Annotated in this window: 19 protein-coding genes; 1 reads left to right on the top strand and 18 read right to left on the bottom strand. The window is 44.9% G+C overall.

The window, feature by feature from the left end; translation table 11 throughout:
- The first annotated feature begins 398 nt into the window (after positions 1-398).
- Positions 399-1,940: a CHAT domain-containing protein gene (locus MiSe_RS03995; RefSeq protein WP_226575098.1), complete on the top strand. Its 1,542-nt coding sequence runs from the start codon at positions 399-401 to the stop codon at positions 1,938-1,940.
- 121 nt (positions 1,941-2,061) lie between these two features.
- On the opposite strand, the gene MiSe_RS03990 is transcribed toward MiSe_RS03995, so the two are convergent.
- The 18 genes from MiSe_RS03990 to MiSe_RS03905 all read right to left on the bottom strand — a co-directional run bounded on the left by MiSe_RS03990 (position 2,062) and on the right by MiSe_RS03905 (position 25,285).
- A complete protein-coding gene (locus MiSe_RS03990; RefSeq protein ID WP_226575090.1) occupies positions 2,062-4,302 on the bottom strand; it encodes a chemotaxis protein CheA in 2,241 nt (746 codons plus the stop codon).
- A gap of 98 nt (positions 4,303-4,400) precedes the next feature.
- Positions 4,401-7,046: a GAF domain-containing protein gene (locus MiSe_RS03985; RefSeq protein WP_226575088.1), complete on the bottom strand. Its 2,646-nt coding sequence runs from the start codon at positions 7,044-7,046 to the stop codon at positions 4,401-4,403.
- A gap of 185 nt (positions 7,047-7,231) precedes the next feature.
- Complete coding sequence (gene eboE / locus MiSe_RS03980; protein WP_226575078.1) at positions 7,232-8,446, bottom strand: metabolite traffic protein EboE; 1,215 nt, start codon at positions 8,444-8,446, stop codon at positions 7,232-7,234.
- A 246-nt stretch (positions 8,447-8,692) separates the two neighbouring features.
- The gene (locus tag MiSe_RS03975; protein WP_226575076.1) at positions 8,693-9,889 is read right to left on the bottom strand and encodes a 3-dehydroquinate synthase; all 1,197 of its coding nucleotides are present in this window, start codon (positions 9,887-9,889) and stop codon (positions 8,693-8,695) included.
- 34 nt (positions 9,890-9,923) lie between these two features.
- On the bottom strand, positions 9,924-10,775 hold the full coding sequence (tyrA, locus tag MiSe_RS03970; RefSeq protein ID WP_226575068.1) for a bifunctional chorismate mutase/prephenate dehydrogenase: 852 nt from the start codon (positions 10,773-10,775) through the stop codon (positions 9,924-9,926).
- Between the two features lie 268 nt (positions 10,776-11,043).
- Positions 11,044-11,961 (bottom strand): UbiA-like protein EboC, encoded by a 918-nt coding sequence (gene eboC / locus MiSe_RS03965; protein WP_226575066.1) that lies wholly within the window; start codon positions 11,959-11,961, stop codon positions 11,044-11,046.
- A gap of 167 nt (positions 11,962-12,128) precedes the next feature.
- The gene (locus MiSe_RS03960) at positions 12,129-13,037 is read right to left on the bottom strand and encodes a TatD family hydrolase (RefSeq protein WP_444980457.1); all 909 of its coding nucleotides are present in this window, start codon (positions 13,035-13,037) and stop codon (positions 12,129-12,131) included.
- 17 nt (positions 13,038-13,054) lie between these two features.
- Positions 13,055-13,792, bottom strand: coding sequence for an EboA family metabolite traffic protein (locus MiSe_RS03955; RefSeq protein WP_226575063.1), 738 nt, complete (start codon positions 13,790-13,792; stop codon positions 13,055-13,057).
- A 204-nt stretch (positions 13,793-13,996) separates the two neighbouring features.
- On the bottom strand, positions 13,997-15,037 hold the full coding sequence (locus tag MiSe_RS03950; protein WP_226575058.1) for a hypothetical protein: 1,041 nt from the start codon (positions 15,035-15,037) through the stop codon (positions 13,997-13,999).
- A gap of 268 nt (positions 15,038-15,305) precedes the next feature.
- On the bottom strand, positions 15,306-16,466 hold the full coding sequence (gene scyF, locus MiSe_RS03945) for a scytonemin biosynthesis PEP-CTERM protein ScyF (RefSeq protein ID WP_226575050.1): 1,161 nt from the start codon (positions 16,464-16,466) through the stop codon (positions 15,306-15,308).
- Between the two features lie 95 nt (positions 16,467-16,561).
- Positions 16,562-17,902 (bottom strand): ScyD/ScyE family protein, encoded by a 1,341-nt coding sequence (locus tag MiSe_RS03940; protein ID WP_226575049.1) that lies wholly within the window; start codon positions 17,900-17,902, stop codon positions 16,562-16,564.
- Between the two features lie 201 nt (positions 17,903-18,103).
- Positions 18,104-19,354 carry a ScyD/ScyE family protein gene (locus tag MiSe_RS03935; RefSeq protein WP_226575047.1) on the bottom strand — a complete coding sequence of 417 codons (1,251 nt, stop codon included), beginning with the start codon at positions 19,352-19,354 and terminating at the stop codon, positions 18,104-18,106.
- Positions 19,242-19,697 carry a hypothetical protein gene (locus tag MiSe_RS03930; RefSeq protein WP_226575046.1) on the bottom strand — a complete coding sequence of 152 codons (456 nt, stop codon included), beginning with the start codon at positions 19,695-19,697 and terminating at the stop codon, positions 19,242-19,244. Before MiSe_RS03930 ends, MiSe_RS03935 begins: the two co-directional genes overlap by 113 nt.
- A 30-nt stretch (positions 19,698-19,727) precedes the next feature.
- Entirely contained in the window at positions 19,728-20,708 is a 981-nt protein-coding gene (gene scyC, locus MiSe_RS03925; RefSeq protein ID WP_226575040.1) for a scytonemin biosynthesis cyclase/decarboxylase ScyC, read from the bottom strand.
- A 10-nt stretch (positions 20,709-20,718) separates the two neighbouring features.
- Positions 20,719-21,780 carry a tryptophan dehydrogenase ScyB gene (gene scyB, locus MiSe_RS03920; RefSeq protein ID WP_226575038.1) on the bottom strand — a complete coding sequence of 354 codons (1,062 nt, stop codon included), beginning with the start codon at positions 21,778-21,780 and terminating at the stop codon, positions 20,719-20,721.
- Positions 21,781-22,024: 244 nt separating this feature from the next.
- The gene (scyA, locus tag MiSe_RS03915; protein ID WP_226575036.1) at positions 22,025-23,833 is read right to left on the bottom strand and encodes a scytonemin biosynthesis protein ScyA; all 1,809 of its coding nucleotides are present in this window, start codon (positions 23,831-23,833) and stop codon (positions 22,025-22,027) included.
- A 302-nt stretch (positions 23,834-24,135) separates the two neighbouring features.
- Entirely contained in the window at positions 24,136-24,387 is a 252-nt protein-coding gene (locus MiSe_RS03910; protein WP_226575034.1) for a hypothetical protein, read from the bottom strand.
- 13 nt (positions 24,388-24,400) lie between these two features.
- Positions 24,401-25,285 carry a response regulator transcription factor gene (locus MiSe_RS03905; protein WP_226575032.1) on the bottom strand — a complete coding sequence of 295 codons (885 nt, stop codon included), beginning with the start codon at positions 25,283-25,285 and terminating at the stop codon, positions 24,401-24,403.
- Between the last annotated feature and the right edge of the window lie 364 nt (positions 25,286-25,649).

The raw sequence follows: 25,649 nt of genomic DNA, 5'->3' as shown, positions 1-25,649 counted from the left end.
GCATTCCCAGGTAGAACCTGGGAACTCGTTAAACGACTGGCGGGAGGTTCTGCCTCCAGTTGCACCTAAAAGAGGCAGGAGCCTCAAGGGAGGTGCATTCCCAGGTAGAACCTGGGAACTCGTTAAACGAGTTAAACGACTGGCGGGAGGTTCTGCCTCCAGTTGCACCTAAAAGAGGCAGGAGCCTCAAGGGAGGTGCATTCCCAGGTAGAACCTGGGAACTCGTTAAACGACTGGCGGGAGGTTCTGCCTCCAGTTGCACCTAAAAGAGGCAGGAGCCTCAAGGGAGGTGCATTCCCAGGTAGAACCTGGGAACTCGTTAAAGGCATCGCGCATAATCAGCGCACCATATAACCAATAGATGTAATACAGCAATCGGTTAAAACAGGGAAATAAATATGGGAAAGCTGGTAGTTTTGCATCTGCTGGATGGCAGTTTTGAGCAAGGATTTCCGGTAATTTTGGAAATAGGGGAAGATGGCACTAATTCTAAAACTAGAATTCTCGGCAATCTTCCACCAGCACCTAATATTCCCGAATCATTCCGCCAATGGCAACAAGCTTTTCACAATACAGTAAATCCAGGTTCTCGTTGTCGCATCAAATCCAGAAAGGTGACTAAATCTTCCTGCCACGACTCGTCAAACGAATTAGCAGCACAATTCAACAACTGGCTCAATTCTGGCGGAGAATGGCAAAAAATTCGGGATAAATTGCAGCAATACTTGCACAAAGATGAGGAAATTCGAGTCATTATTCAAACCGAAGATATCCGCATGCGACAGCTTCCCTGGCAAGCTTGGGATTTATTCGCCGAGTGTTACAAGCAAGCAGAAATTGCCTTAAGTACGCCAGAATACGAATCCCCCAACGGTCAACCGTACAATAAGAAACGGTCAAAAGTTAGAATTTTAGCCATCCTTGGCAATAGCGATAATATTAATATCGAGTTTGACCGCCAGGTACTGGAAAACTTACGCCAGCGCGGCGCAAATATTAAATTTCTAAAGCAACCAACGCGGAAGCAGTTATTTGAACAGCTTTGGGACGAACAAGGTTGGCATATCTTCTTTTTTGCCGGTCACAGTTTTAGTCAAAGCGATGGTCAAATTGGTTGGTTTGAAATAAATCAGGAGGAAAGTTTAGCAATCAACGAGTTAAAAAATGCTCTCGAAACGGCGATTAAACGCGGGTTGCAGCTAGCCATTTTTAACTCTTGCGATGGTTTGGGATTGGCGAATCAGTTAGCCAAGTTGCATTTACCCCAGTGTATTGTGATGCGAGAACCCGTACCAGATTCTGTAGCACAAGAATTTTTACAGGATTTCTTGAGTGCTTTTGCTAATAACAAACCTTTTTATGCGGCGGTACTGGAAGCGCGGCGCAAGTTGGAAAGCTGGGAAAAGCAATATCCGGGTGTTAGTTGGTTGCCGATAATTTGTCAAAACCCAGCTGTTGTACCGACTGCTTGGCAAGATTGGTGCAAACAACCTTTTCGTTATTTTTATAAGCCATTTTCCCTATTGCTAATTGCTGCAATCCTTTCATTAGGAATAACTCTAGTAAAAAATACAGTTATAGATCGACCTTTGTGCAGTGGCTATTCCTGTATCGGACGCGACCCGGTGGATAATAAATGCGACAAGGACGGAATCACAATCACCTCTAGAGACTGCTATCTCTCGCCTTCAGTGGTTAAGGTTGAACTGAGATATTCCAGGCGTTGCAATGCTACTTGGGTCAAAACTACGGGAGAACTTCTGCCAAGAACCGATTACCTCGAAGATAGACAAGGGAAAAAATATCCAGAATCTCTCTTTTTGAACAGACGAGAGGAATATTACGGCGATATGGGGCCGGGAAATATTGAAATTAGAGCTTGTACCCAACCCCAACGCGGTCAGCCAGAATGTACAAATTTTGTCAAGCCATACCTTTAATTGTTTCAGGACTTACCCACGACGATCCTATCACCAAAGTTTCTTGCTGCGATCTCTGGTTCTCTTGCGACGATTTTTCATAGAAACAAAGGTGGTTTGCGTAATTCCTGTGTTTGTTTGGCTAGTTCGAGATAGGATGATTCGGCATGGGTTTGTGTTGTTGAAGCCACCCTGCTAACTCGGTTCCATCTATTACAGGAACCAAATTTCCGTTCCCCAAAATTGTACAGCCATAAAGGTAAGGCGGCGGAGCGATCGCATCACCAAATGGTTTAATTGCTAAATCTTGTTCGATTAAAATTCGGTCAATTTTGAGAGCAATTATTTTATTTTTGCCTGAAATTAACAGCAAAAAAAATTTTCCATATTCTTGCCAAGGACAGGAACCTTTATATTGGTTTTTTTCAGGTGGCGTGCAAGGATAGCTATAAGCAGATGGTAAAAAATGAGAGTAGACGGGAACGATTTGTCCCTGGTAAGAATAATACTGCTGTTCTCGATCGGTGATTATTTGTGGTTCTGTAACGGCGGCGATCGCAACTAGACTATCGACAGGAATTGCCAGAATATTCGCGTCAACGCCAAATACCAATAGCTTGGTAATGGTCAAGGTAAAAGGCAAGCGCAGAGTAAATTTTGTTCCTTTTCCCCGACAAGAAATGACGCTAATGTCTCCTTTTAAAGCATTGACTTGAAGCCGCACAACTTCCAAGCCAAAGCCGCGTCCGGAAAGTTCGCTTACTTTCGCCGCGGTGGAAAAACCGGGGGCAAATAAATACTCATACAAGCGGTTTTTGGGTAATGTTTCTGCCTGATAGGAAGATAGCCAATTTAATGCGATCGCGCGACGAACTATTTTTTCTTCGTCTATTCCTTGACCATCATCTTGCAATTCAATATAAGTATAATTTCCCCGATGATAAGCGCGGATAGTAATCGTACCTGTGGCAGATTTACCATTAGCTTGCCGCACTGAGGGCGTCTCGATGCCGTGATCGACGGCGTTGCGTACCAGATGAATTAATGGGTCATAAAGCTTTTCTAAAATTGCTTTATCTATTAAGGTATTCATTCCCACTAGCTGAAGGTTGATTTGCTTGTGGTTTTTAACAGCCAAGTCTCGTACCATCCGAGAAAACCGATTTAATAAGTTTCCAATCGGCAGCATTCGAGCATGTAACAGGTTCGTTTGCAATTGCTTCAGGGTCTGTTGTCTTTTTTTGATAATTTGTTGCACTTGCTGCTGAGCGAGAGTAATGTCTTGTAGCGCTGCTTGCAGTTGTGCAATTTCTTCGGCTACTGTATGTGACAAAGCAATGGGTAATTGGCGATGCTTTGCTGCTCCTCTGCTCAAATATTTGCGAGTCAGCTTATTTAAGCGATTTAATCTTTGCGATATTGTTTCAACGATTTCCTTTTGTTGTTGTTGTTGCAAAATAAAACTGCTTTCTTGAGTGACTAAATCTCCCACTAAATTGTTGAGAAGTTCCCAGCGTTCTAAGTCTACTCGCACTCCCAACTTAGGATTTTGTTCTCTTTCTTCTCTTTCTACTTCAGGTGGGACATCTTGCTTGACATTGTTAGCATTTTGTGTTTCAAATTTTGCCAGATTTACTAACTCACTGCAAGGTTTTATATTGGGCGATCGCGAGCCACCTAAAACTGCGGTTTGAATGGCTCGAAAGTCTTTGGCGGCAAGTTTTCCGATGGTTTTAACTTGTTGTGGATTGATTTGCAAAGCGGAAATGGTGGTTTGAGCGATCGCAACAAAAGCAGGCAGGTTTAAAAATTGTCCAATACTGGCAAAAACTTCCGCCTGAATCTTTAATTTTTCTACTAATTCTGGCATCTGAGGATTGCTTAACAACATTTCCCAGCATTCCAATCCCCGCGCCACGTCTTCAGCGAACAAAACCTGTGCGATATCCTCATCTGTTTCCACTTCTTTTGACTCGGTTTCTTCTGCTAAGTTCGCTCCGAGGTTAGCCTCTATTTGATCGCATATTTGTTTTAATTTTTCATGGTGAGCATCGGTGTCGCATTGACCAGTTTGAATTTGAGCTAGTAGGGGCGATCGCAGCGAATCGTAAGCTTGCAGCAACAGTTCTTCTAACTCTTGGTCAACTTCAATATTTTCTTGATATAAAACTTTAAAAATATTTTCCAACTGATGGGCTAATGTTTGAATCCCAGTTAAGCCAACACAAGCTGCACCGCCTTTAATCGAATGGGCAATTCGCATCAGGCTATGTATTTTATTGATACTATGTTCTTGCCGTAACGTTAGTATTCCTGACTCAAGGCATTGTAGCAGGCAATAAAAATTGTAATTTTCGTCATCGATATCGAGTTTGGGCATCATTGATTTGCTAATTGCTAATTGTTAATTGTTAATTGTTAATTGCTAATTGCTCGGTGAATTTTGTTGTTTTTGACGTCCCATTAGCCAGCCATTAGCCATTAGCGAATTTTGAATTGCGCCACGCTTTCTTGCAGTTCATTAGCTACTTTTAATAGTTTAGTAAAAGACTCAGCAACAGCTTGGGATTGTTCTGAAGTTTGGTTGGCAATTGTGGCGACTTCCTGTATGGTTTGAGTCAGGTCTAAAGATGTCTGCATCTGAGAGGTTGCAGCTTGAGCCATTTCTTGTACAAGGATGCGAATTTGGGCGCTAACTGCGGCGATTGAGTTGAGTTTAGATCTGGCTGTTTTCACCAGGTTAGTGCCGGTACTAAGCTGATTCATGCCAACTTCCATCGCTGTAACAACTTCATTAGTTTCTATTTGAATTTCTTCGACGATTTGTTCTATTTCTTTAGTGGCGACGGCTGATTGTTCGGCTAGGGTACGCACTTCTGCGGCTACAACGGCAAATCCTTCGCCTTCAATACCGGCTCCTTTGGCTTCTATTGAGGCATTTAAGGCTAAAATATTTGTTTGATTTGCTAAGTCTTTGATTAAGCTACTAGCTCTAGATATTTTTTGAGAAGATTGACCTAAACATTTGACTTTAAAAGCAGTTTCTTCAAAGGTTTTTTCGATGGCTAAAATTCCGGCAACGGTTTTGTTCATGGCTTTATCACCGACTTGTAAGGTTTGATTGGCTTCCTGTACTTTTAGCGCCGCTTGTTGAGCGCTAGTGGCAACGTTTTGGATAGAATTTGCCATGACTTGAATTTGTTGGAGGGTAGCAGCGATCGCTTCTGATTGTCGCTGCGCTTCGTCGGAAAGTCTTTTAACATCAATTTCGCTCACTTTGGCAGTTTGCGTTACAGCATCGGCGGCTGATTGTACTTGCAAAACAATTTGCTGCAAGTTCTCAATTAGAGCGTTAAAAAAGTCAGCGATCGTTCCCATTTCCCCCTCTGTCACCTCAGCCCTCACGGTTAAATCGCCTCGAAATGCTCCTTGGATCTGTTGTAGAAATCTTTCCAGTTGTGCTTGCAATGCTTCTTTTTGTTGGCGTTGTTCAATCGAAACTGCTTCCGCAGACGTGCGTGCTTCTTCTAATTGTTTGATAAAGCTGACGTGAGCAAAGGCATATTCAATATGAATCGCCACCTGAACAAAAAAGTCGATTTCTGACTGCTTCCAATTGCGAGGTTGGGAACATTGATGAGCGATGAGTAAACCGACTAATTGATTGTCTTTTCGGATCGGTACGATGAGATTGGCTTTGACTTCAAATTGTTCCAAAGTGAGGATGTGACAATCGCTTAATCCCGGTTCTTTGTAAATATCGTTGATCGCTCTGACGCGCCCATTTTGGTACTGCTGAACATAGCGATCGCGAAAACAAGGGTCATCAATATTTTCGTTCATTGCTCTTGTCCAACCAGCGGCGACTGATTCCGCAGCAACAGTACCGCTCCAATCTGGATTAAAACGATAAGCAATAACGCGATCGACGTTGAGGACTTTACGAATTCCAGAAAGTGCCGTACTCAAAAGTTCTTGGCAGTTTGCTGCTTGACGTGCTTTCCAAGCAATGTCACCTAATAAACGTTCTCTTTTGGCGGAGGCTTGCAGTTGTTGGATAAAACTTATATGGTCAAGTGCATATTCTATATGAGTGGCTAATTGAACGAAAAAATCGATTTCCGATTGCTGCCAAACTCGCGGTTCTCTACATTGATGGGCGATGAGTAAACCCATCAATTGATTGCCTTGTTTCATCGGTGCGATTAGATTGGCTTTGACTTCAAATTGTTCCAAAGTCAGAATGTGGCAATCGTTTAATCCCGGTTCGTTGTAAATGTCGTTGATCGCTCTGACGCGCCCGTTTTGGTATTGCTCAATATAATTCATCCGAAAACAAGGATCGTCGATTGTTTCGTCCATAGATCTTGTCCAACCGGGGGCAACAGATTCGGCAACAATAGTGCCGCTCCAGTCAGAATTGAAGCGATAAATGATGACGCGATCGACATTAAGAACTCGTCGAACTCCCGCCATAATTTTGTTACTAAAATCTTGTATGTCTGTTGCTTGACGCGCTCTCCAAGCTATGTTGCTTAATAATCTATCTTGTCTGGCAACGGCTTCTTTTTCTGCTAAGAGAATCTGAAGTTGATCTGCTAGCTGGTTAATGCTAGTGCCTAAAATGCCAAGTTCATCTTCAGTTTCAACTTTTATGCGCGTATCAAGTTTACCTCCTCCTAAATGCTTGACGGCGGTGGCAACTCGTAAGATGGGGCGAATGAGATATTGGACTAGAAAAATAGCGATCGCAATCTCTACACCCAAGGACAAAACTGTGCCAATTAATACACCATTATTACCCAAAACATAAGTGGTTGTACCAAGGATCGCGCCCGGTAACACAGGGATTGCGATCGCGCAGATAATTGCTTTATTTTTCAAACTCAGTCGTTCCCACCATCCGGTTTGCGCTGCCGCTCTTGGCGTTTCCTTTGGCGGTTGATCGGAGTTGGAAGCCATTTTAGCTTGCGATCGCTTTTGGGCATAAGGTTTGGGATTTTGTGCCACGGGTGAAAGAGGCGCATTTGCCCCATTGATTCGCTCTGAAGAAGTAGAGACAATCAGCTTGGGTTGCTTTTGAAAACCGTCGTTGCCGTTGGTAGTTTTGCCATCTCTCTGCGTCATCTTCAAAACCTGGTTAAGGGTTATTTAAACCCTGTGTATTAACAAAAGGTAAATCAACCAATTTTGGTATAAAAATCCCAAATAAACATCTACCTACGGTTATAAATAAAATCCCCCTTTTGGGGAATTTCATAACCGTAGGGTGCGTTAGCCGAGAGTACGGCACCAACCCGATTAACAAACAACTACTTAATCAAAAGCAAAACCCACTCATACTCCCGCTGGATAGAGGCTAACAAATCCATTTTCATTTCCGGCGGCAAGACATCCCAGGTGTAAGTTTCAATTTCCAAATGTTGGCAAGCATTGTTTTTCCCAAGCAGTTCTAAAACTTCTATAATGTCGTCTTGTGTAGAATGCAATAGTTGGTAATCGCGGATAAAAATTGGCACGTGAAAGTGAATGCGCCACTCTTGGGCATCTACCCGTTCAAGATAGGGTAATGCTGTTACCAAATCGGGATAATGATGCAACGTTCCGTCAACGCGACGCTCGATAACTTGGTGCAAATAAGTAGACTCGGCAAAAGGACGCAACCTTTGAACAATTAAACTTCGCTGCTGCAAATCCTGGGGTATCATCACCCGCAGCGCCGCACTAATTTGAATCTTGCCAATTTGAATTCCAGCCGCTTGAAACCGCTTAAAAACTAATAGCGGCTCTTCGTATTCCACAGCAAAATGGCAGGTATCGTAACAAACGCGAATGTGGTCGAGCAATCGCTGTTCGGCTGCTTGGGAAATCCCCAAACCTTTGGCTAAAAATGCACCACCGATGGGTAATAACCAATTTTGAAAAAAATCAATTACTTCGGTTGAATTTTCAATCAAACCATCGGGTTCTGGCTCTAAATCTACGTGCAGCAGTTTCCCCGTCTGTTCCCGAATGCGTGCCATTTCCGCCGCTACTAAAGCTAGGTTAATGCTGCTGCTGTGTAGTGTTGATTCCCAAGTGGATTTGTCTTCTTTAAACCAAGGCTTATAGGATAGTGGCAGTGTAGAAATCCCGCCGTCTGTGCCTTCTGGTAACAGGAATGCCAAAATTTTTACTAACCGTAATGTATAGTCTAGGCGTTCTCTTTTGCTCCAATCCGGTGCATAAACTCGGTCTTTTACTACCTGATGATGAAAGCCCCCGTAAGGGAATCCATTCAATGTAAATACGTAAAGCTCTTGTTGAATCAGCCAAGTTTTAAATTGCATCAGCGCGTCTTTTTCTAGCAGTTGCCTTGCTGCTACATCTGCTAACCGCAACCCAATGCCAAAAGGTTTTTCTGGTGCTAGCTGTGTTTTGAGATTGGGAACGTATTTTTCTAGGTTAGCAAAGACTTGCTGCCATTCTTCTCCGGGGTGAATGTTTGTACAATAGGTTAATTGAAAATTGCTATTTGTTGCTTTCATAATATTCTAATTGCTAATTGCTAATTGCTAATTGGTTAACTGTATGCTAACAAGCGATAGGGGGCGGGTTTACAGCCGATTGCAAATGAGTGAAGTACAGCCTTCTGGCTTTGTTTGTGTAGCGGCAGCATTAATGCTGCCGCTACACAAACGAAGGTGTACCTTTTATGGCTGCAATTCGCTATATAACAACTGTCGATTATTGCTACATACGGTTGGTAAAACCCGCCCCTACGCAACTGGTAATTAAGCCAATTCGCGCAAAATAGAAATGGCTTGCACGTACAAGAAAATGTTGACTTCGTGAACTTCAATTCCTTGTCCAATGCGTTGGAGTAGCATCAAAGTTAATTCTCCTCCCAAGTGTTCCCGAAATTCAGTTAACCCCTGGAATAAACAACGGGGATTTCCCGGTTGATGTTGCTCTCCCATTTCGGGTACGTATAGGGTAAAGCCTAATGCTTTTAGGGTATTTAATATCTGCTGACAATCCTGCCATGAAAGTAATCCAGCTAGGTAAGAATAGGTGCTATCGAGCGCAATTCCGATGGCGACTGCTTCACCGTGACGCAGGCGGTAGTCTGTTAAATATTCTAGTCGATGTGCCGCCCAATGACCGAAATCTAAAGGACGTGATGAACCCATTTCAAACGGATCGCCGCTTGTGGCAATATGCTGTAGGTGTAACTGGGCGCAGCGATAGATTATCTGTTGCATGATGTGCGGATTTCGATAAGTAACCCCGCGCACATTTGCTTGAATAAACTCAAATAATTTCCGCTCTTTAATCAGCGCGACTTTGATAGCTTCTGCTACACCAGAACGCCAATCGCGGTCATCCAAAGTAGTCAAAAAATTAAAATCGTTTAAGACAGCATAAGGCGGCGAAAATGTGCCTAAAAAGTTCTTTTTACCAAAAGCATTGATGCCATTTTTCACGCCGACTCCCGAATCATTTTGTGCTAATACAGTTGTAGGAATGCGGATTAATCGAATTCCTCGGTGAGCGGTTGCTGCTGCATATCCGACCATATCTAATACGGCTCCACCTCCAATTGCTAACACATAAGAATGACGGCACAATCCTGCTTGCTCGATAGTTAAATGAATTTTTTCTAACAGCTTGGGGTCGTTTTTAGCTGCTTCTCCAGCAGGAGAGATCGCCACCTCTCCCACCAGCGTTATAACATCTTGATATTTCTGCGCGTAAGCTGTAATTTCCTCTATCAATCTGTGATGATGGCGCAACAATCCTGCATCCACAATGGCAATGCAACGACGCGGAAGTGCTTCTTTATTTGCTGCAATTACTTGCGCTAACAAAGGATTATCTAAGTGAAACAAACCCGTGGTAAAATGAACGTCATAACGGAAATTAACGCTAACGGATTGGTGGATAGGTTGCAGATTGAAAGTGGTTTTTTGCTGAATGCTGAGAGTCATAATTTTGGCTCGTGTTCAATTAAAGCTTTTAAAATCAAAAATTGGAAATAAACCTTTTAGCTTTTTCAAACTCTTGAATTAAACCAGAGCGGTCTTTTTGTTCTACTAGCTGCGCCAAGCGATTGTAGGTACTTGCCAAGTGTGCGATCGCTTGACATCTTTCTTCTGTTGCCAGCATAATTTCGACACATAACTGAGGATTTTGGGCAAACAAACCCTTGACGATATCTATCTCTTGTTGATAATTGGGAGTTGACAGCAACAAACTCCGGTTTAAATCAACTTGTTCCTCTGTGACGAACGCACCCAAACTAAACCGAGAAAAATGCTGCGTTGCTTGAACAAAAACCATGAGGCGGTCATGTTCTTCGGGCGTACATACAATTATATTACCTCCCAAAGTTTTAATCCAGTTTAATAACCATTGAAACGTTTCTTCATTTCTGCCCGGACAAACGACAAATTTTTGTTCGGAAAACGATTTTACCTTTGGCCCAAACATTGGATGCAAGCCAATTACCGGCCCTTGGTGATATTCAAGCATTGCTTGTAATGGCTGAGTTTTAATACTGGTAATATCAGCCAATGCTGTAGTTGGAGACAGGTATTTAGCCGCAAGTTTGATAATATCAATCGTTCGTTCAATCGGAACGGAAACTAATACTAAATCTGCCTGACTCAGTAATGTATCGGCATCATCCCAGCCCTTGCTTCCGAGAATGCTAACATTATGACCAGCCGCCGATAATTGCTGCACGAATAATTGTCCCATTCTACCGCTTCCACCGATAACGGTAATGTTTTTTGGTGTTGCGTTAGTAAGAGATGAAGAATCGGCGGTAAACGCGGGAATAGAACTTTTTACCCCATTGTCTAAAAGCTGCATAGAAGTCACCCAAATTAATTGTAAGGACAAGCGATCGCGATCCCCCCCAACCCCCAATGCCTTGGGGGGCTTTCTTGAAGAGTTACTCCCTTCCAAGTAGAAGATTATTTACTTCTTCCTTCTTCTTTCTTCTTCCTTTTTCTTCCTTCGCGTCCTACCCAACGGGTGCGCCGAAGAAAGCGTCTATCGCGTCTTCGCGGTTTAATATACCAATCATGGCAGCAAAAGAGGCTTCCCCCAAGGCATTGGGGGTTAGGGGGGATCGTCTTTAAGTAACAGCAAACATTTGCGCCAACTTTATTGAAATTGGCAACAAACTCAAAACTAACAATCCATAAGGCCAATTCGCGAAACCAGCAGCAACAGTTGCATCCAAAACAATCAGCGACAATACACCCGCCTTAACTGCCATGCGAATTTGTTCTGAACTTGGTTCGCGGACGGCTTTTAAAAAAGGAGGCAACACCCGTCCAGCAAATAAAATAACGAACGGTAAAGCCACAATAATTTCATATTTTTCTAGCATCCCCAGCGCCAAAATTCCGCCTATGACTGCGCCAATCAGCAGCAGCGATAGCACTCCCGTACTTGTTTTTCCACCATGTACTTCACCCCTACTAATCGCAGTAATAGCAGCAATGTATGCAATAGGAATTAAAGCCAAAAACCAACGTTCTTGCACCATTGCTGGTACGGCACTAACGCCGATTAATAAGTTACCACCGCGACAAATGCCCATGTTAATTGGGCCAAAAATTGGATGGTGCTTGCACAAGGAATCGTATAACAAAGCAGCCAAAGCAACGCTAGCAGCTAAAATTCCGCTTAACAACGAAACTTGTAAAGCTGCTACTACACCAATAACTAACAGCAACCCTCCCAGCTTGATGGCATTTTGGTAAGATGTCCGACCGCTGGGAATAGGTCTTTCTGGTCGCTCTTTTGCATCGAGTTCGGCATCAAATACATCGTTAAAAACGACGCCGCCTCCGTAAAGACCCGTGGTTGCTAATAATAACCAAGCAAGTGTCGCTAAATTGGCAGAATTTGCCTGTCCTTCTACCACTTGATTTAGGGAAACTACCGCCCCCGAAGCTGCAAAGCCAATTAAAATATCTGCCCAAGCAGTAACGATATTGGCTGGTCGCATTAGCTGTAGATAAGGCCACAAACGGTTAAAATTCATTGTAAGTCTCCTTTTTTGCTAATTGCTAATTGCTAATTGCTAATGGCTAATTGCTCTTAAATGTAGTAAAAAACAAACCAGGGTAGCTAATTGTTCTTGACCATTAACCAGCCATTAGCCATTAGCCATTAACCATTAGCCATTAGCCATTAGCTATTAGCCATTAGCTATTCAATCAATGCAAAATCGCGGGTAGATTCTACCAGTGGCGACTGTCCTCGTAACACAGAATTTCCGTTATAAAGCTGGCGCTGGTCAACAGGATTTATTTCTAACCAGTCGGATTCTTTCATCTGACCGCTTTGGCTATATGCTGTTAGAGCATTTTCGTAACAAACGGCTTGTACATGTGCTTTTGGAATGCCCATTTCTAACATCAACTGGGCGGTTTTAGGCACGGCTAGAGGGTCGCTGATTCCCCAATCTGCACTGCTGTCAACGATAATGCGATCGCACCCATATTGCCTTACAATCTCCACCATCCTGGCATTACCCATTTTTGTCTGAGGATAAATCGTAAAAGCTGCCCAAAAACCTCGATTTAGTACCTCTTCAACCGTTTCCTCATTGTTGTGATCGATAATAACGCGGGACGGATCTAAACCATGTTCGATACACACATCCATGCTGCGCGATGTCCCCGCCTTTTTGTTGCGATGTGGCGTATGAATTAACACCAAAGTATCTAATTCTTTGGCTAATTCTAGCTGTAAACGGAAATACTTATCCTCGGTTGGTGTCATATCGTCGTAGCCAATTTCACCAATCGCCACCACTCCTTCTTTACAAGCATAAAGCGGCAGTAATTCCATCACTTCTTCTGCCAATGCCTCATTATTGGCTTCTTTGGGATTTAACCCAATCGTGCAATAGTGTTGGATGCCAAATTGACTAGATCGAAACCTTTCCCACCCGACAATGCTGCTAAAGTAATCTTTGAAACTTCCAGCATTTGTGCGAAGTTGCCCTAACCAAAAAGATGGCTCAATCACCGCAACAATGCCATACTCTTTCATGACCAAGTAATCGTAAGTCGTGCGAGAGGTCATGTGAATGTGAGGATCGATAAATTTCATGTTGTTGCTAAACATGGTTAATTCCTGATTGCTAAGAAGTCGGGGATCTCGGTTAATAATTCGGCATCCGCAAGTTGCTCTACAGCGTGCCAAAGTTCGGGAGAAACTGAGCGTTTCGCCGCCAAACGTTCGCGGACATAATCGATTAGCATTCGCGCTAATTCTGGATTGGCACGGCGATCGAAACCTTGAATTGAATGCAGAGGACTGCCGACAAACAAAGCTTTTAGTATCATTTGATTCCAAGCAATGTTGTCAAAATAATCTGCCGGATAAGGGTTGCGTAATGCCACAGCATTGAAAACACTGGTCATATTGCTTCGCACGCCTTCCGCCGCTCTTTTGCGAAGCTGTTCTGGATAGGGTAATAAGGGTAAACTTTGATACAGAGCGACCAACTCGCCTACGTCAGCAGTGGAGAAGATTTGATCTAGCGATCGCAAATATTTCTGCATATCCTCCTGTGGCAAAGCAAGTACCAGCAAAGTGCGAGCCGCTTGATCGACGCTCCAATCACCGGGATACCAATCCCTTCGCATTCTATCTGCTGCTTGCAAATCCGAGTGTGTTAGTTCAAGCTTTTCTTTGCCGGTATAACGAGGCACTGCACTAAAAGCCGCAAAGAAAACACGCACATTGGCATCAGCAGAAATTTGCTTTTGTTTCTCACTGAGCCAAGCGAAACCTTCCTGAGTCACTTGCTGGGAAAGCCAGCTATTTAGAAGTTCGGAAATTCCATGAATTGAAGTAAGCATATTGGTAATTGCTAATTGCTAATTGCTAATTGCTAATTGCTGGCAGGCAAGCTTGTTTGTTAACTGCGCTATGGTCAGAAAACTTTTTTACTATTAGCCATTAGCAATTAGCGATTAGCTATTAGCCATTCCCAACCTTTTTTTGCATCTCGACCACAACAAATACCCAAGTCCTAAAACCACCAGCGATACTGCTGACGTAGGTTATGGAATATCCTTGGGCTGCGACGCAGGTGGATTGCTGCCTTTATTAGCGGAGTCTTTTGAAAGAATCAGTCGGTTATAAGTCTGCATCTCCCCTGGGCTAAAATTCCCCGTTAAACCAACAAAATCTTTACCGAATTGCCCCAAAACCGAGTCAACCAAGTTATGAATATTATTCACTATTTTGGGCGCAAAAACCTCTGGGCTGCTGTTGATTACATCCTCAGCAGTGATAATTGGGTTGTTAGCACCAAGTAGCCAGTTGCCATTCCCAAAAACTGTGTTGTTGTCAGTAAATAGCCAATTGCCATTCCCAATCACTTGGTTGTTCTTACCAAAGTTCCAATTACCATTGCCAACGGTTGCATTGTTAGTTCCGAGCAGCCAATTTCCATTACCGATGGTGGCATTATTACTGCTGAGATCCTGGTTGTCTTTACCGATAGTTGCGTTGTTAGCAGTTAAAGAGTTACTACCGCCACCAGTAAAGGGATTTCCGCCGCTATTTCCGGAAGTATTTCCGCCGCCAGCGAAGGGATTTCCGCCAGGATTTCCGGAAGTATTTCCGCCGCTATTTCCGCCAGGATTTCCGGAAGTATTTCCGCCGCCAGCGAAGGGATTTCCGCCAGGATTTCCGGAAGTATTTCCGCCGCCAGCGAAGGGATTTCCGCCACTATTTCCCGATGTATTTCCGCCACTGGAAGGGTTAGCAGGGTTAACGCCACCTGCAAAGATATTCCAGAAATTGTCACCGGCGAAAGGATTGCCACCATAGGGTGAATCGCCACCCATCATGGGGGAGCCACCACCGCCAGCAAAGGGATTGCTACCACCTGATGAAGAACCCAGGTTACCGAAAATATCTTCTGGGCCGTCAACTCCAGGAAGATCGAACAAAGGGCCAAAAGGCGATTGACGCAGCAGGCTAGTTAAATCGTTACTGTTATTACCACTGCCCCCGCCCATACCAGCAAAAGAATTGCCGCCGCTGTTGTTACCCTCGGTAACTAAGTTGTTAGCACTAGATTCATTAGTTGCCATCAGTAAATAGCCTCCTATTTTGAGTACAAAAATTCAACACAAACTTAAGTTTGCAACCGTCGCGCTTTTCTTTGGTTTTTTAATCCTTTGCTGTGGAAACCAGAGGCAGCAGCCCACCTAACTGGTTCCCAGGCTCAGCCTGGGAACTAGATTGTCGAGGCTCTGCCTCGCTTAATCTTGGAAACAGGAGGCAGCAGCCCACCTAACTGCTTCCCAGGCTCAGCCTGGGAACTAGATTGTCGAGGCTCTGCCTTGCTTAACAAAGGTGTCATTTGACAAGCTGCTGATGTTTCTTTTTCAACTTGCCAGCAGTCACGCCAATTCCTAACAGCATTAACCCCAATACTGAAGAAGGTTCTGGTACTGAAGCTCTGTCTACTTTTAATACCTGAACCCGACCTTGAAAGAAATCGCCCACATAAACCTTATCCTTGTCGTAATGTAAACCAGCCGACCAATTAAACTTGCCCGGAGTCAGGTCGATGGGAGTGCCATAGGGAGTGGTTCCACCGAAAGCAGGAGGTACAGGAGGTGGAACAATTTCGCCAGCCGAATTACGGGTAGGCTCGCCAAAAATAGTCAGGAGTTTACCGTCTTTATCGAATACTTGGACGCGGCTGTTTTGAGAGTCTGCTACATAGATATTCTCAAACTCGTCCACATCGATACCGATAGGTTCTTTAAACTGTCCGGGAGCGTTACCAGTCGTGCCAAAAGCAAACAGTGGGTTCGCTTGTGAATCTAATACCTGAACGCGACCATTGTACTGGTCGTTCACATAAATTCTGCCCGTATTTTCGGAGATAATCAAACCTCCTGGCCCGGAAAATTGTCCCAGGGCGCTGCCTGCATTGCCAATCGTTCTGATTTGTTCACCATTGGGGTTGAATACCCTGACAAAATCGCCACTAAAATCAGTCACATACAAATTGCCAGCCGCATCAAAATCCATTCCCCCTGGCCCGAAGAATTGACGACCTTCAATCGGCCCATTAAAGCGACCAAAGGATTTAATATAGTTGCCGTTCGGCTCAAACACATTAATGCGACTGTTGAACACATCCCCCACATACATATTGCCATTAAGGGGATTGAATCTGATGTCGGCTGGCTCATCGAATTGTCCAGACCCTTTGCCAGTGCTGCCAATTGCTCTCAGATAATTACCTTGGCTATCGAAAACATCAACCCGGTCAATCCCGCGACCATTACTGATAAAAATATGCCCGGTTGAATCTTGTACGCCGATGCCTTGAGGAACGGCAAGGGTTCCTGGAACTCCGGGAAAATCGCCGTTTTGAAAAGTAGCTGGTCTACCAATATCGCGTTCGTATTCCAAAGTTAAAGCAAAGGCTGGAACGGCGCTTGTGGTTACAGCCACAGATCCGGCAATGGCAGCAATAACTGACCAATTATTTATTAAACCCACGATTTTCACTCCTATAGTTAATGGGTAATGGGTAATAGGTAATCGGTAATGGGGAAGCATTAACCAATGACCAATTACCTATTAGCAATTAGCAATTAGCAATTAGCTAACTCTTTGCGCTTGCTTTTCAGCTTGGAGGCTGCACCTAAAGCACCGATTGCGAACAAACCAAATATAGAAGCTGGTTCCGGTACTTTGGTTCTTTCAAGTTTGACGACTTCTCCTAATGTTCCAACGCCGCGTTTTGTGATGAATATCTCATTGTCAGGACTGATAGCAATGCCTGTAGAGGATTCGAGTCCTTGACCAGCAGCAACTAAAGTTGTCCTCGTTCCATCAGGAGATAGTTGGATTAAAGAACCTGGTAGAAAACGTAAATCTTGACCCTTCCACTCTGACTGATCGGTGAATTGTAAAACTAACAAATTGCCGTTTTTATCAAAGGTTAGATCGGTGATGCCGGTAAACCCTTGCGCGAAAACTTCTGGCTCGTCATTTGGCCCCAGTTTGAATACACGTGCTGCACCTTCTGGATAGGGAAAACCTGTATATTCGCCAAAATATATATTGCCATCGGGGCCAAGAGTTATGCCCGTTGGTACTGATTGAAGTAGTATCTCAGCCGGAGGAATTTCTGGTACTACTCCAGGGGGCAATCCTGGTGCGGGAGGTGGGAATATTGGGTTTTTTACGAGTTGCTTGGGTACTGGAATTGCTTTGACATCACTGCCATCAAGTTTGACACCGTAGATGCTGTTTCCACCGCCATCAGCGACATAGGCGGTATCACCTTTAATTGCGATCGCATAAGGATTGGTAATCACATCTCCGCCGTCAGGGTTGTTGAGAAGTTCGTATTTACCAAAGTCAAAAATAGTTGAAAGTGCCCCGGTGTTTAAATCGGCTTTATACAGTTTTGCCAAGTCAGGAGTATTTAATACTTTATCGGGTGCAACTGGAGGCGCAATAATATATTGCTCTGGTGGTAATGGAACATTAAGAGAAAGGGCATTTAATTCTGTATCCCGGTTGCCTGGAAAACCAGCATATCCAACTAAAAGATAAGCATTGCCTTGGGAATCAAAACTTACTGCTTGGGGGCCTGCTCCCTGTTGCTGAGAAGGTTGTAATGCCAGGGATTGGAAACCATCAAATATACGATTTGTGGTTCCGTCTGGTTTAATTACGGTGACCGAACCTGTATTACCAGCACATATTGGCTGACCTGTTGTAGAAGGCGATGGCTGGCAATTTCCATTTCCTCCTAAACCTGTTTCTCCAACATAAATATTACCATCAGGCCCAAAGGTGATACCTCGTGCATTATTAAGTCCTTCGGCAATTTTGGTTAATGTTACAGCTTCTGCTGCTTGGTTTCCAGAAACAACGGCAATAGAAAATGCGAACATTGTCAAAGCAAAGGATTTGAGTTTCATAGCTTTCGAGATTGATCGTTGATAAGAATGAGAACACTTTATAAGTAGGTTGGGTTTCACCCCCGTAAGCCCAACCTAGAATCTGGAATTAATTGGCCTTTTCGCAAGCGATTACAGCGGATTGCTTTTCGAGTGAAGTAAAGCCTTTTGGCTTCGTTTGTATAGCGGCAGCATTAATGCTGCCGCTATACAAACGAAGGTCTACCTCATGCGCCTGCAATCCGCTATAACGCCTAAAATGCCCAGGGTTAATATGCTTAGAACTGAGGTAGGTTCGGGAACGGATTTGGGATTTTCTATTCTGAGGATTTGTCCTTGTCCTGGGCGATCGCTTCTATTAGTCACGTAGATTGCACCATCGGGGCCAATTGTCAAGCTGCTGGGGGATTCTAGTCCGTTCCCACTAAAAACGGTGGTGCGAGTCCCATTGGGCGCTATTTTGATGACGGAACCATCAAAATTTCCTTTCCAAGCTGACCGATCTGCGTACTGCAATGCATACAAATTGCCTTGCGGATCGAAGGTTAAATTTGTCAGTTGGGTAAAGCCATCTGCGTAAATTGTTGGTCGATCATCTGCGCCAACTCGATAGATTTTTGCCCCACCTTCTGGAAAGGGAAAGCCCGTAAATACGCTGACATAATAAGCACCATCGGGGCCTTTTGCTACACCTGTAGGTGTTGCTTGAACGGGAAAGCCAGAGGGTGGCGCATTGCCAAAATTATCGGGTGATGGAACTTGCGTGGGATCGAAAGGTTGGGCGTTAGAAGGCGGGAAAATGGGATTGGTTAATATTTGTTGGGGAAGGACTGCGATCGCTTGCAAATCGCTCCCATCCGTACCGACGCCCAGCAAGTCGTTTGCACCCGCATCGACTGCGATCGCTCGCTTTCCATCGATTAAAAAAGCCAAGGGATTGCTACCTATATCCCCTCGATCGGGATTGTTCGCCAGTTCGTAATTCGCTAAATCGGCAATACTTTTCCAGGAATTTGTCTCAAAGTCGGCAGCAATAATTTTTCCCAATTCAGCGTTTCCGAATGCGGGATCTCGTAAGGCTGGATTCGCCCCATACCCAATCAAAACATAAGGTTTACCATTGGCATCAAATTTGATATCATTAGGGCCTGCGGCTCCCGTTCCATCGGCTAATGCTAAGGAAGGAAGTTCGGTAAGAATGCGCTTGGTTTTACCATTTTCTATTTTTGTCACTGCACCCGTTGTGCCGTAACATAAATTGCCTTGATTGGTGGGTGATGGAATGCAAGCTCCTTGTCCACCCAATCCTGCTTCTGTAACGTAGAGATTACCGTCAGAATCAAAGGTCAAACCTCGTGCATTATTCAGCCCATCGGCAAGTATTTTTAGCGATGTAGCAACGGCTGCTTTTGAGTTGAAACCAGTGGCAATCAAAAAAGTTAGAAATGTCAGAGTAAATGGCTTGAGTTTCATTGGATATAGTGGCAGGCGGGACGCCTACCCCACAATAATTTTGTTGGTTTTGTGGGGTGGACATCTTGGCAGGCGGGACGCCTACCCCACAAGAATTTTGTTGGCTTTGTGGGGTGGGCAAAATGCCTGCCCCACAAGAATTTTGTTGGCTTTGTGGGGTGGGCATCTTGCCTGCCCCAAGAATTTTGTTGGCTTTGTGGGGTGGGCATCTTGCCTGCCCCAAGAATTTTGTTGGCTTTGTGGGGTGGGCATCTTGCCTACCCCACAAGAATTTTGTTGGCTTTGTGGGGTGGGCATCTTGCCTGCCCCAACAATAATTTTGTTGGTTTTGTGGAGTGGGCATCTTGCCTGCCCCAAACCCAAAGTTTATTGGTTATTTACCATTACCAACTGCTAATAATTCCTGACTCTGCTGCGGCATATAACTCATGCCACGGGCAAAGGTTTCTGTATTGCCTGCTTTGGCTTCTACTAAACGCTTGACGTTCATGCTTTCGGCTCCAAAGTCTTCCATTTGAAGTTTGCCGTGGCGGTAAGCTTTGCCTACTTTCCAGAATGTAATTCGATGTTGGATAAATCCCCTGGCGGATGGATCGCCAAAGGCATAAGAACAGGGGATGAGAATGGCAGGACAGCGCTGATAAAACTTGTATTCGGGGTAAAAGTAATCTTGTTCGAGCAGATAGTAATTGTTCATGCTATGCAGCCGGAACGTTACATTTACCTTTTGGTTGTATTCGTCGCGAAATTCACCATACTGGGATGTAATCTCGCCGTCTGGGCGTAAAAGGTGCGCCCATTCATCGATGTTTTTCAGGTTGCTGATATATTCGAAACCTAATTCCAGCGGGGCGTCGATGTACATGGTGTCGGTTGCGATCGCATAACGTCCTTCTGCTGCTCTAGTCCGCCCTGCTTGCCGTTCCAAAATCGCTTTTAGCGAACGACATTCGGATGTATGCACGGTATGAATTCCCTGCATAATCATCGGCGTCCGTCGCTTGGGATCGACAAAACTCAGCCAGTGAAAATAAACGCCCTCTTCCTCGGTTCCCGGTTCTATATAACTGGGAGGAAACAACAGCACCGGGTAAACTTGAAAGTATTTTTTATACTCAAAACCGCAGTGCCATTCTATCCCATAAAACAGCGGGTTTTCAATCTTTCTCACGTGATAGTAAAGATTTCTTTGATAACCCGATGCCGTGCCAATCCAGGTATTTTCGTCTACCTGTTCTATCATGCGACTGAACAGCGTCCAATCATCTAAGTTTTTCAAACTGCACAGGTAATCAAAGGCTTTCTCAGGCGAAGTAGCGATATAAGCCGATGTGGCAAAGGTATTGTCTTCCATTGTTAGTTCCTCACGCAGTTTTAGCCAACATTTTTTGATTTTTTGCTTTCATAATGCGGTCTTCAGCTAAACGTTTAGAAGCCTCATGAGTGGTGATATTTTCTCGTTTTGATTTGAAAAAAATCTCAAACAGCGTATCGTAAATCCTACTAACGCCATCGATAATTTCTTCGTCATTTGCTCCAATCATTTCGCCGTAAACATTAATTAAACCGCCAGCGTTGATTACATAGTCTGGGCAATAAAGGATTTCCTTTGATTCCACAATTGTGCTGTGTAACACCTCGTCTTCTAGCTGGTTATTGGCACAACCTGCGATAATTGGAGCTTTGAGCAAAAGCAGAGTTGTGCAGTTAATAACTCCTCCTAAAGCACAGGGGGCAAAAACATCTACATCTAAGGAGTAAATTTCCTCCGGTTGTACAATTGTTGCTCCATAAAGTTGTTTAATTTCCTCTGTTCTTTCCCGGCTTAAGTCGGTGACAAAAATTTCTACTCCAGCTTGATGCAAAAGCTGGCAAAGGTTTTTCCCGACATTTCCAGCGCCTTGAACCGCTACTCTAATTTGGTTCAATTCTTTGTTGGGCAAGCGAAACTCTACGGCGGCTTTGATGCCCAGAAAAACTCCTAAAGCGGTGGTAACGGCTGGCCCTCCGGCTTGTTCGGATACGCCGACAACGTGACGGGTTCCCCGGCGAATTGTGCGAACGTCTTCTGGGCAAAGATTTACATCTTGTCCGGTGATGAAACGTCCGTTGAGGCTATCGACAAACCGCCCGTAAGCTTCTAGCATTTCGTCGGTTTTATGTTCTGGTTTGGCGATAATGACTGCTTTTCCGCCACCGACGGGAATGCCCGCACAAGCTGCTTTGTAAGTCATGCCGCGACTGAGGCGCAGGGCGTCTTTTAAAGCTTCTTCTTCGCTGGCATAAGGCCATAAGCGCGTTGCACCCATTGCCGCTCCTAATCCGGCGTCGTGAATGGCAATTATTGCCCTGAGATTTGTCTTGTTGTCATGGCAAAAAAGTACTTGCTCATGACCCATTTTTTGAGTCGATTCAAACAGGTTCACGTAGCACTCCGTTTTGGTAATTGCTAATTGCTAATTGCTCATTGCTCATTGCTCATTGCTCATTGCTCATTGCTATTTGGTGATTGTTTTTTGACGATTAGCCATTAGCCATTAGCCATTAGCCATTAGCCATTAGCCATTAGCCATTAGCCATTAGCCATTAGCCATTAGCCATTAGCCATTAGCCATTAGCCATTAGCCATTAGCCATTAGCCATTAGCCATTAGCTATTAACCATTAGCTATTAGCTATCTACTAATGGGAATGAAATTTGTTTGGCACAATTGGATTTGACGCCTTGTGCAACTAGCAAACTCTTGTTGCGTCCTTGGGAGGGGGCGGGACAATTGGGGTCAATGATGACATCGATGACGAACGGACCAGTTGATGCGATCGCACATTCCAACGCCGCTTCTATCTCGGATTCGCTTTCCACGCGGATTCCGTCTGCACCCATTCCCCGCGCGATCGCTACAAAATCTGTCTCCGGCAACAAGGCATCCGCACCTGTCATCCCTAACATTGCCATGCCTTGGTGACACATATTATACCGAGCGTCGTTCAGTACAACCCAAACCGCAGGAACTCGGTATTTCACCGCCGTGCTGATTTCGTTGTTCATCAGCATCGACCCATCGCCGACAATGGCGACGGCTTTGCCTTCGCGGGCAATTGCCGCGCCTACCACACCCGTGACGGTATGACCCATCGACCCGACGCCGGTGCTGACGCGGTAACGATTTGGTTGTGTAAACTGCAACATGTGCGTTGACCAAGTAAATGAATTCCCCGACTCGGCTAAGACTAAGGCATCGCTTCCTTCAACGATTATTCGTTGAATCGCATCCATCAGCACGGCAGGACGCACTAACTTGCTAGCTGTATCTTTTGCAACTACCTCTATTTCTGGATTAGGTAAAGATACGGCTATACCCGGACGTTTGGGAAATTGCTTGAGCAGCGCTTTCAAGAACGCTTTCACATCGGATTGCACGGGGAAGGTTTCAGCATGAGGGAAGGCGACTCCCGGCACTTCTGGGTCGATATCCACATGCACGAAGCCGCGCGGGGGAACCATTGCTTCACTCCAAAACGAAGTCGGTTCGCCCAGTCGCGTCCCCAGCACCAACGTGCGTACCGGAGGCTGTTCGCGCAGGTACTGCATCACCGAAGCATGTCCGCCGAGTCCGGTTACGCCGACAAATTGGGGATGATTTTCGGGAAAAATGCCCTTGCCGCGCGGGGAACACATCACAGCCGCGCCCGTTCTCTCTGCCAGTTGGCGGATCTCGTTTGCAGCACCCCGCGCGCCGAAACCTACCCAAATTGCAAATCGCCCTTCAGAAAGCAACTGCACGCATTTGGCGATGGTTTCTTCGTTGGGAATGGAACCAGTTTCGGCAACGCTTACCTTTGGTAAGGAGGTATTGAGCGTAGTGGTTTGAATTCCGGTGGGAATGCTCAAATGGGCGATAAAACCACCGGGTTGCGACAAACCAAGCGCGAGTTTGCGCGAAATTTGCGGTAATTGGTCGGCGCTTTCGACGATGGCGGCAAAATTAAACAGCGTTCCTGATGTAAAAATTCCCGAACTGGGTAGCGTGAAGGCGCTGGTTTCTTGAATCGCCCACCTGCCGCGCTGGGATGCTGACGTACAAGCAGAGAGGAGAATAATTTTCGCCCCTTCACCCCGCGCCGCAAACAATCCGGTGAGGGAATTGGTGATGCCTGGGCCGGCGGTGGTAAAAACTGCTACCGGGCTACCACTGGCGAAGTACGCCTCGGCGGCGGCAAACGCGGCTCCTCCTTCGTGGCGAAAGTGAATCACTGCTAAGTCGCTGTTGGACATCGCACCCCACAGGGACGCCATCGCACCCCCAGGGACACCAAAGGCGTAGGCGATGCCCAAATTTTCTAACATTTTTGCGATCGCACTAGCAACCGATTCCTGTTTCTGTTCGTCAAGACTTTGGTACTCGAAGGTAGTTAAATCTAATGCCTGACGCGAGTCGGTGGTAATGGAAGCGATTTTTTGAGTAAAGTTTTGAGTCATTTCCTTGAGTAATTCTAGATTTTCCTTTCAAATTTCCGATTAAAGAATTGCAGATTGAAGCGGGGAGAGCTAATTCATAAATCAGAAATACAGCGGGAAAGCAGCCCTATGAGGTACGGCTTTGTTTGTGTAGCGGCACCGTTAACGGTGCCGCTACACAAACGAAGCGCCAAAGGGCTGTACCTCACTAACTTTAAATCAGAAATAAATTAGGCGTACCAGGGCAATATCGCGCGTTAGCGCAAACAGCTTGTATCGATCGGTAGCACCCTGTTGAGCGACTGTAACCATTGCTTCAACTCCTAGCTTTGGTTTTGGTCAAAATACTGGTTTTTAGACGAATTAAAATCGTCTGTAGGGGCGGGTTTTACCAACCAATAGACTTCTGCAAAAACTCTTGTGGGATAGGCGACACGAGCAGTCTTTGAGTTTGTTTTTTGGAGAGGTCTAATAGTTGTAACCACAAAATATTTGGTTAAACCCGCCCCTACTCGTGGAAAAATTGATGCTTGTAAAGCTAGGATTTTTAAGCTTTGCAAGTATCGACTTTCCACTTTTTAGAGTCTACTAACAGGTCAAAGGCGTTGGCAATGAATAATCTTGCGATCGCCTTGTCAATTCTTTCGCTCTTGGTTGACTTTCTCCAGGGCGATTGGCGTTTCTCCAAGCTTGGGGACTTGTGCCGTGAACTTGGCGAAAATGGCGGCTGAAATGGCAGGCATCCTTATAGCCAATCGCTGTAGCAATTTGATTAACTGCCATATCAGTTTTTCGCAGCAAAGAAAGCGCCTCCGCCATGCGACGTTCGACAATCCAGCGATATAAACTGTGTCCGGTTTGCTGTCGCACCAGATTAGTCAAGTAAGAGGGAGAATAACCAACGGCTTCGGCTACATCGCACAGGTTAATCGATCGATGATAATTGGCTTCAATAAACTGGAAAACCTCAGCGAGTTGGGGACAATTGGGCAAAATTGACTCGACATTATTATCTGCTTGAATTGAACCTGCGGAAGCAATATCCGCCGCTGGTTGGTTTTGGGTGGCTTTGTTTAAACGAGTTGCGATCGCAGCTTGCAAAGCTACCTGTTTTTCCAACTGCGTGGTGACGGAAGCGATTAATTCCTCAGGCGTAAATGGCTTGGTAAGATAGTCATCTGCTCCCAAAACCATCCCTTTACGAAGGTCACTCCGGGTTACTTTGGCAGTGACAAAAATAAAGGGAATAATCGCCGTATCCGGGTTTTGGCGCAGCGTAATCAGAACGCTGTAACCATCAAGATCCGGCATTAAAATATCGCAAATTACTAAATCCGGTAACTGTTCTTTTGCGAGTCTAATGCCATCAAAGCCGTTTTCAGCCGCGATAGTATAGAAACCTTTAGATTCAAGCTGTTTTAGAATCTGGTTTCTGAATGGCTTACTATCCTCTATCACCAAAATTTTTTTCACCGTCTCTCCTCTCGCTGAGTATGGTAGACAACAGGTAAGATGACTGGTTTTAGTAAAAACAAGGATGCTTCACCAGTCCTCGCGCACCCGCAACCGATAGTTTTGGGTTGTTTGATTTCCTCACAATTCACAAGCCCCAAATAGCGTGTCCCTAGTTACAAGCTAGGTACGCTCTGGTAACAGAAAGCTTGGGAAGCTGCTTCATTTGCTGTCATCGCAGGGATCAACGGTGTTGTGGGTTTAATATCGCTTCCGTAATTGTAGTCATAGTTTGGATTGACCCGCAGGACGATCCAGAAATTTTACTAAACTACTTAAACGGAATTGATATTAATAGTAATTTGTACTCTGGCCGAGCATTTTT

Origin of the sequence: Microseira wollei NIES-4236 (assembly GCF_020521235.1) — a bacterium.
Classification (GTDB): Bacteria; Cyanobacteriota; Cyanobacteriia; order Cyanobacteriales; family Aerosakkonemataceae; genus Microseira; species Microseira wollei.
The sequence above is the reverse complement of the archived record's forward strand: the minus strand, read 5'-3'. Positions and strand labels throughout refer to the sequence as shown.

Coding starts and splice junctions, on each gene's coding strand:
- MiSe_RS03995 (WP_226575098.1), top strand. CDS start 399: ATGGGAAAGCTGGTAGTTTTGCATCTGCTGGATGGCAGTTTTGAGCAA.
- MiSe_RS03990 (WP_226575090.1), bottom strand. CDS start 4,302: ATGATGCCCAAACTCGATATCGATGACGAAAATTACAATTTTTATTGC.
- MiSe_RS03985 (WP_226575088.1), bottom strand. CDS start 7,046: ATGACGCAGAGAGATGGCAAAACTACCAACGGCAACGACGGTTTTCAA.
- eboE (WP_226575078.1), bottom strand. CDS start 8,446: ATGAAAGCAACAAATAGCAATTTTCAATTAACCTATTGTACAAACATT.
- MiSe_RS03975 (WP_226575076.1), bottom strand. CDS start 9,889: ATGACTCTCAGCATTCAGCAAAAAACCACTTTCAATCTGCAACCTATC.
- tyrA (WP_226575068.1), bottom strand. CDS start 10,775: ATGCAGCTTTTAGACAATGGGGTAAAAAGTTCTATTCCCGCGTTTACC.
- eboC (WP_226575066.1), bottom strand. CDS start 11,961: ATGAATTTTAACCGTTTGTGGCCTTATCTACAGCTAATGCGACCAGCC.
- MiSe_RS03960 (WP_444980457.1), bottom strand. CDS start 13,037: ATGAAATTTATCGATCCTCACATTCACATGACCTCTCGCACGACTTAC.
- MiSe_RS03955 (WP_226575063.1), bottom strand. CDS start 13,792: ATGCTTACTTCAATTCATGGAATTTCCGAACTTCTAAATAGCTGGCTT.
- MiSe_RS03950 (WP_226575058.1), bottom strand. CDS start 15,037: ATGGCAACTAATGAATCTAGTGCTAACAACTTAGTTACCGAGGGTAAC.
- MiSe_RS03940 (WP_226575049.1), bottom strand. CDS start 17,902: ATGAAACTCAAATCCTTTGCTTTGACAATGTTCGCATTTTCTATTGCC.
- MiSe_RS03935 (WP_226575047.1), bottom strand. CDS start 19,354: ATGAAACTCAAGCCATTTACTCTGACATTTCTAACTTTTTTGATTGCC.
- MiSe_RS03930 (WP_226575046.1), bottom strand. CDS start 19,697: ATGCCCACTCCACAAAACCAACAAAATTATTGTTGGGGCAGGCAAGAT.
- scyC (WP_226575040.1), bottom strand. CDS start 20,708: ATGGAAGACAATACCTTTGCCACATCGGCTTATATCGCTACTTCGCCT.
- scyA (WP_226575036.1), bottom strand. CDS start 23,833: ATGACTCAAAACTTTACTCAAAAAATCGCTTCCATTACCACCGACTCG.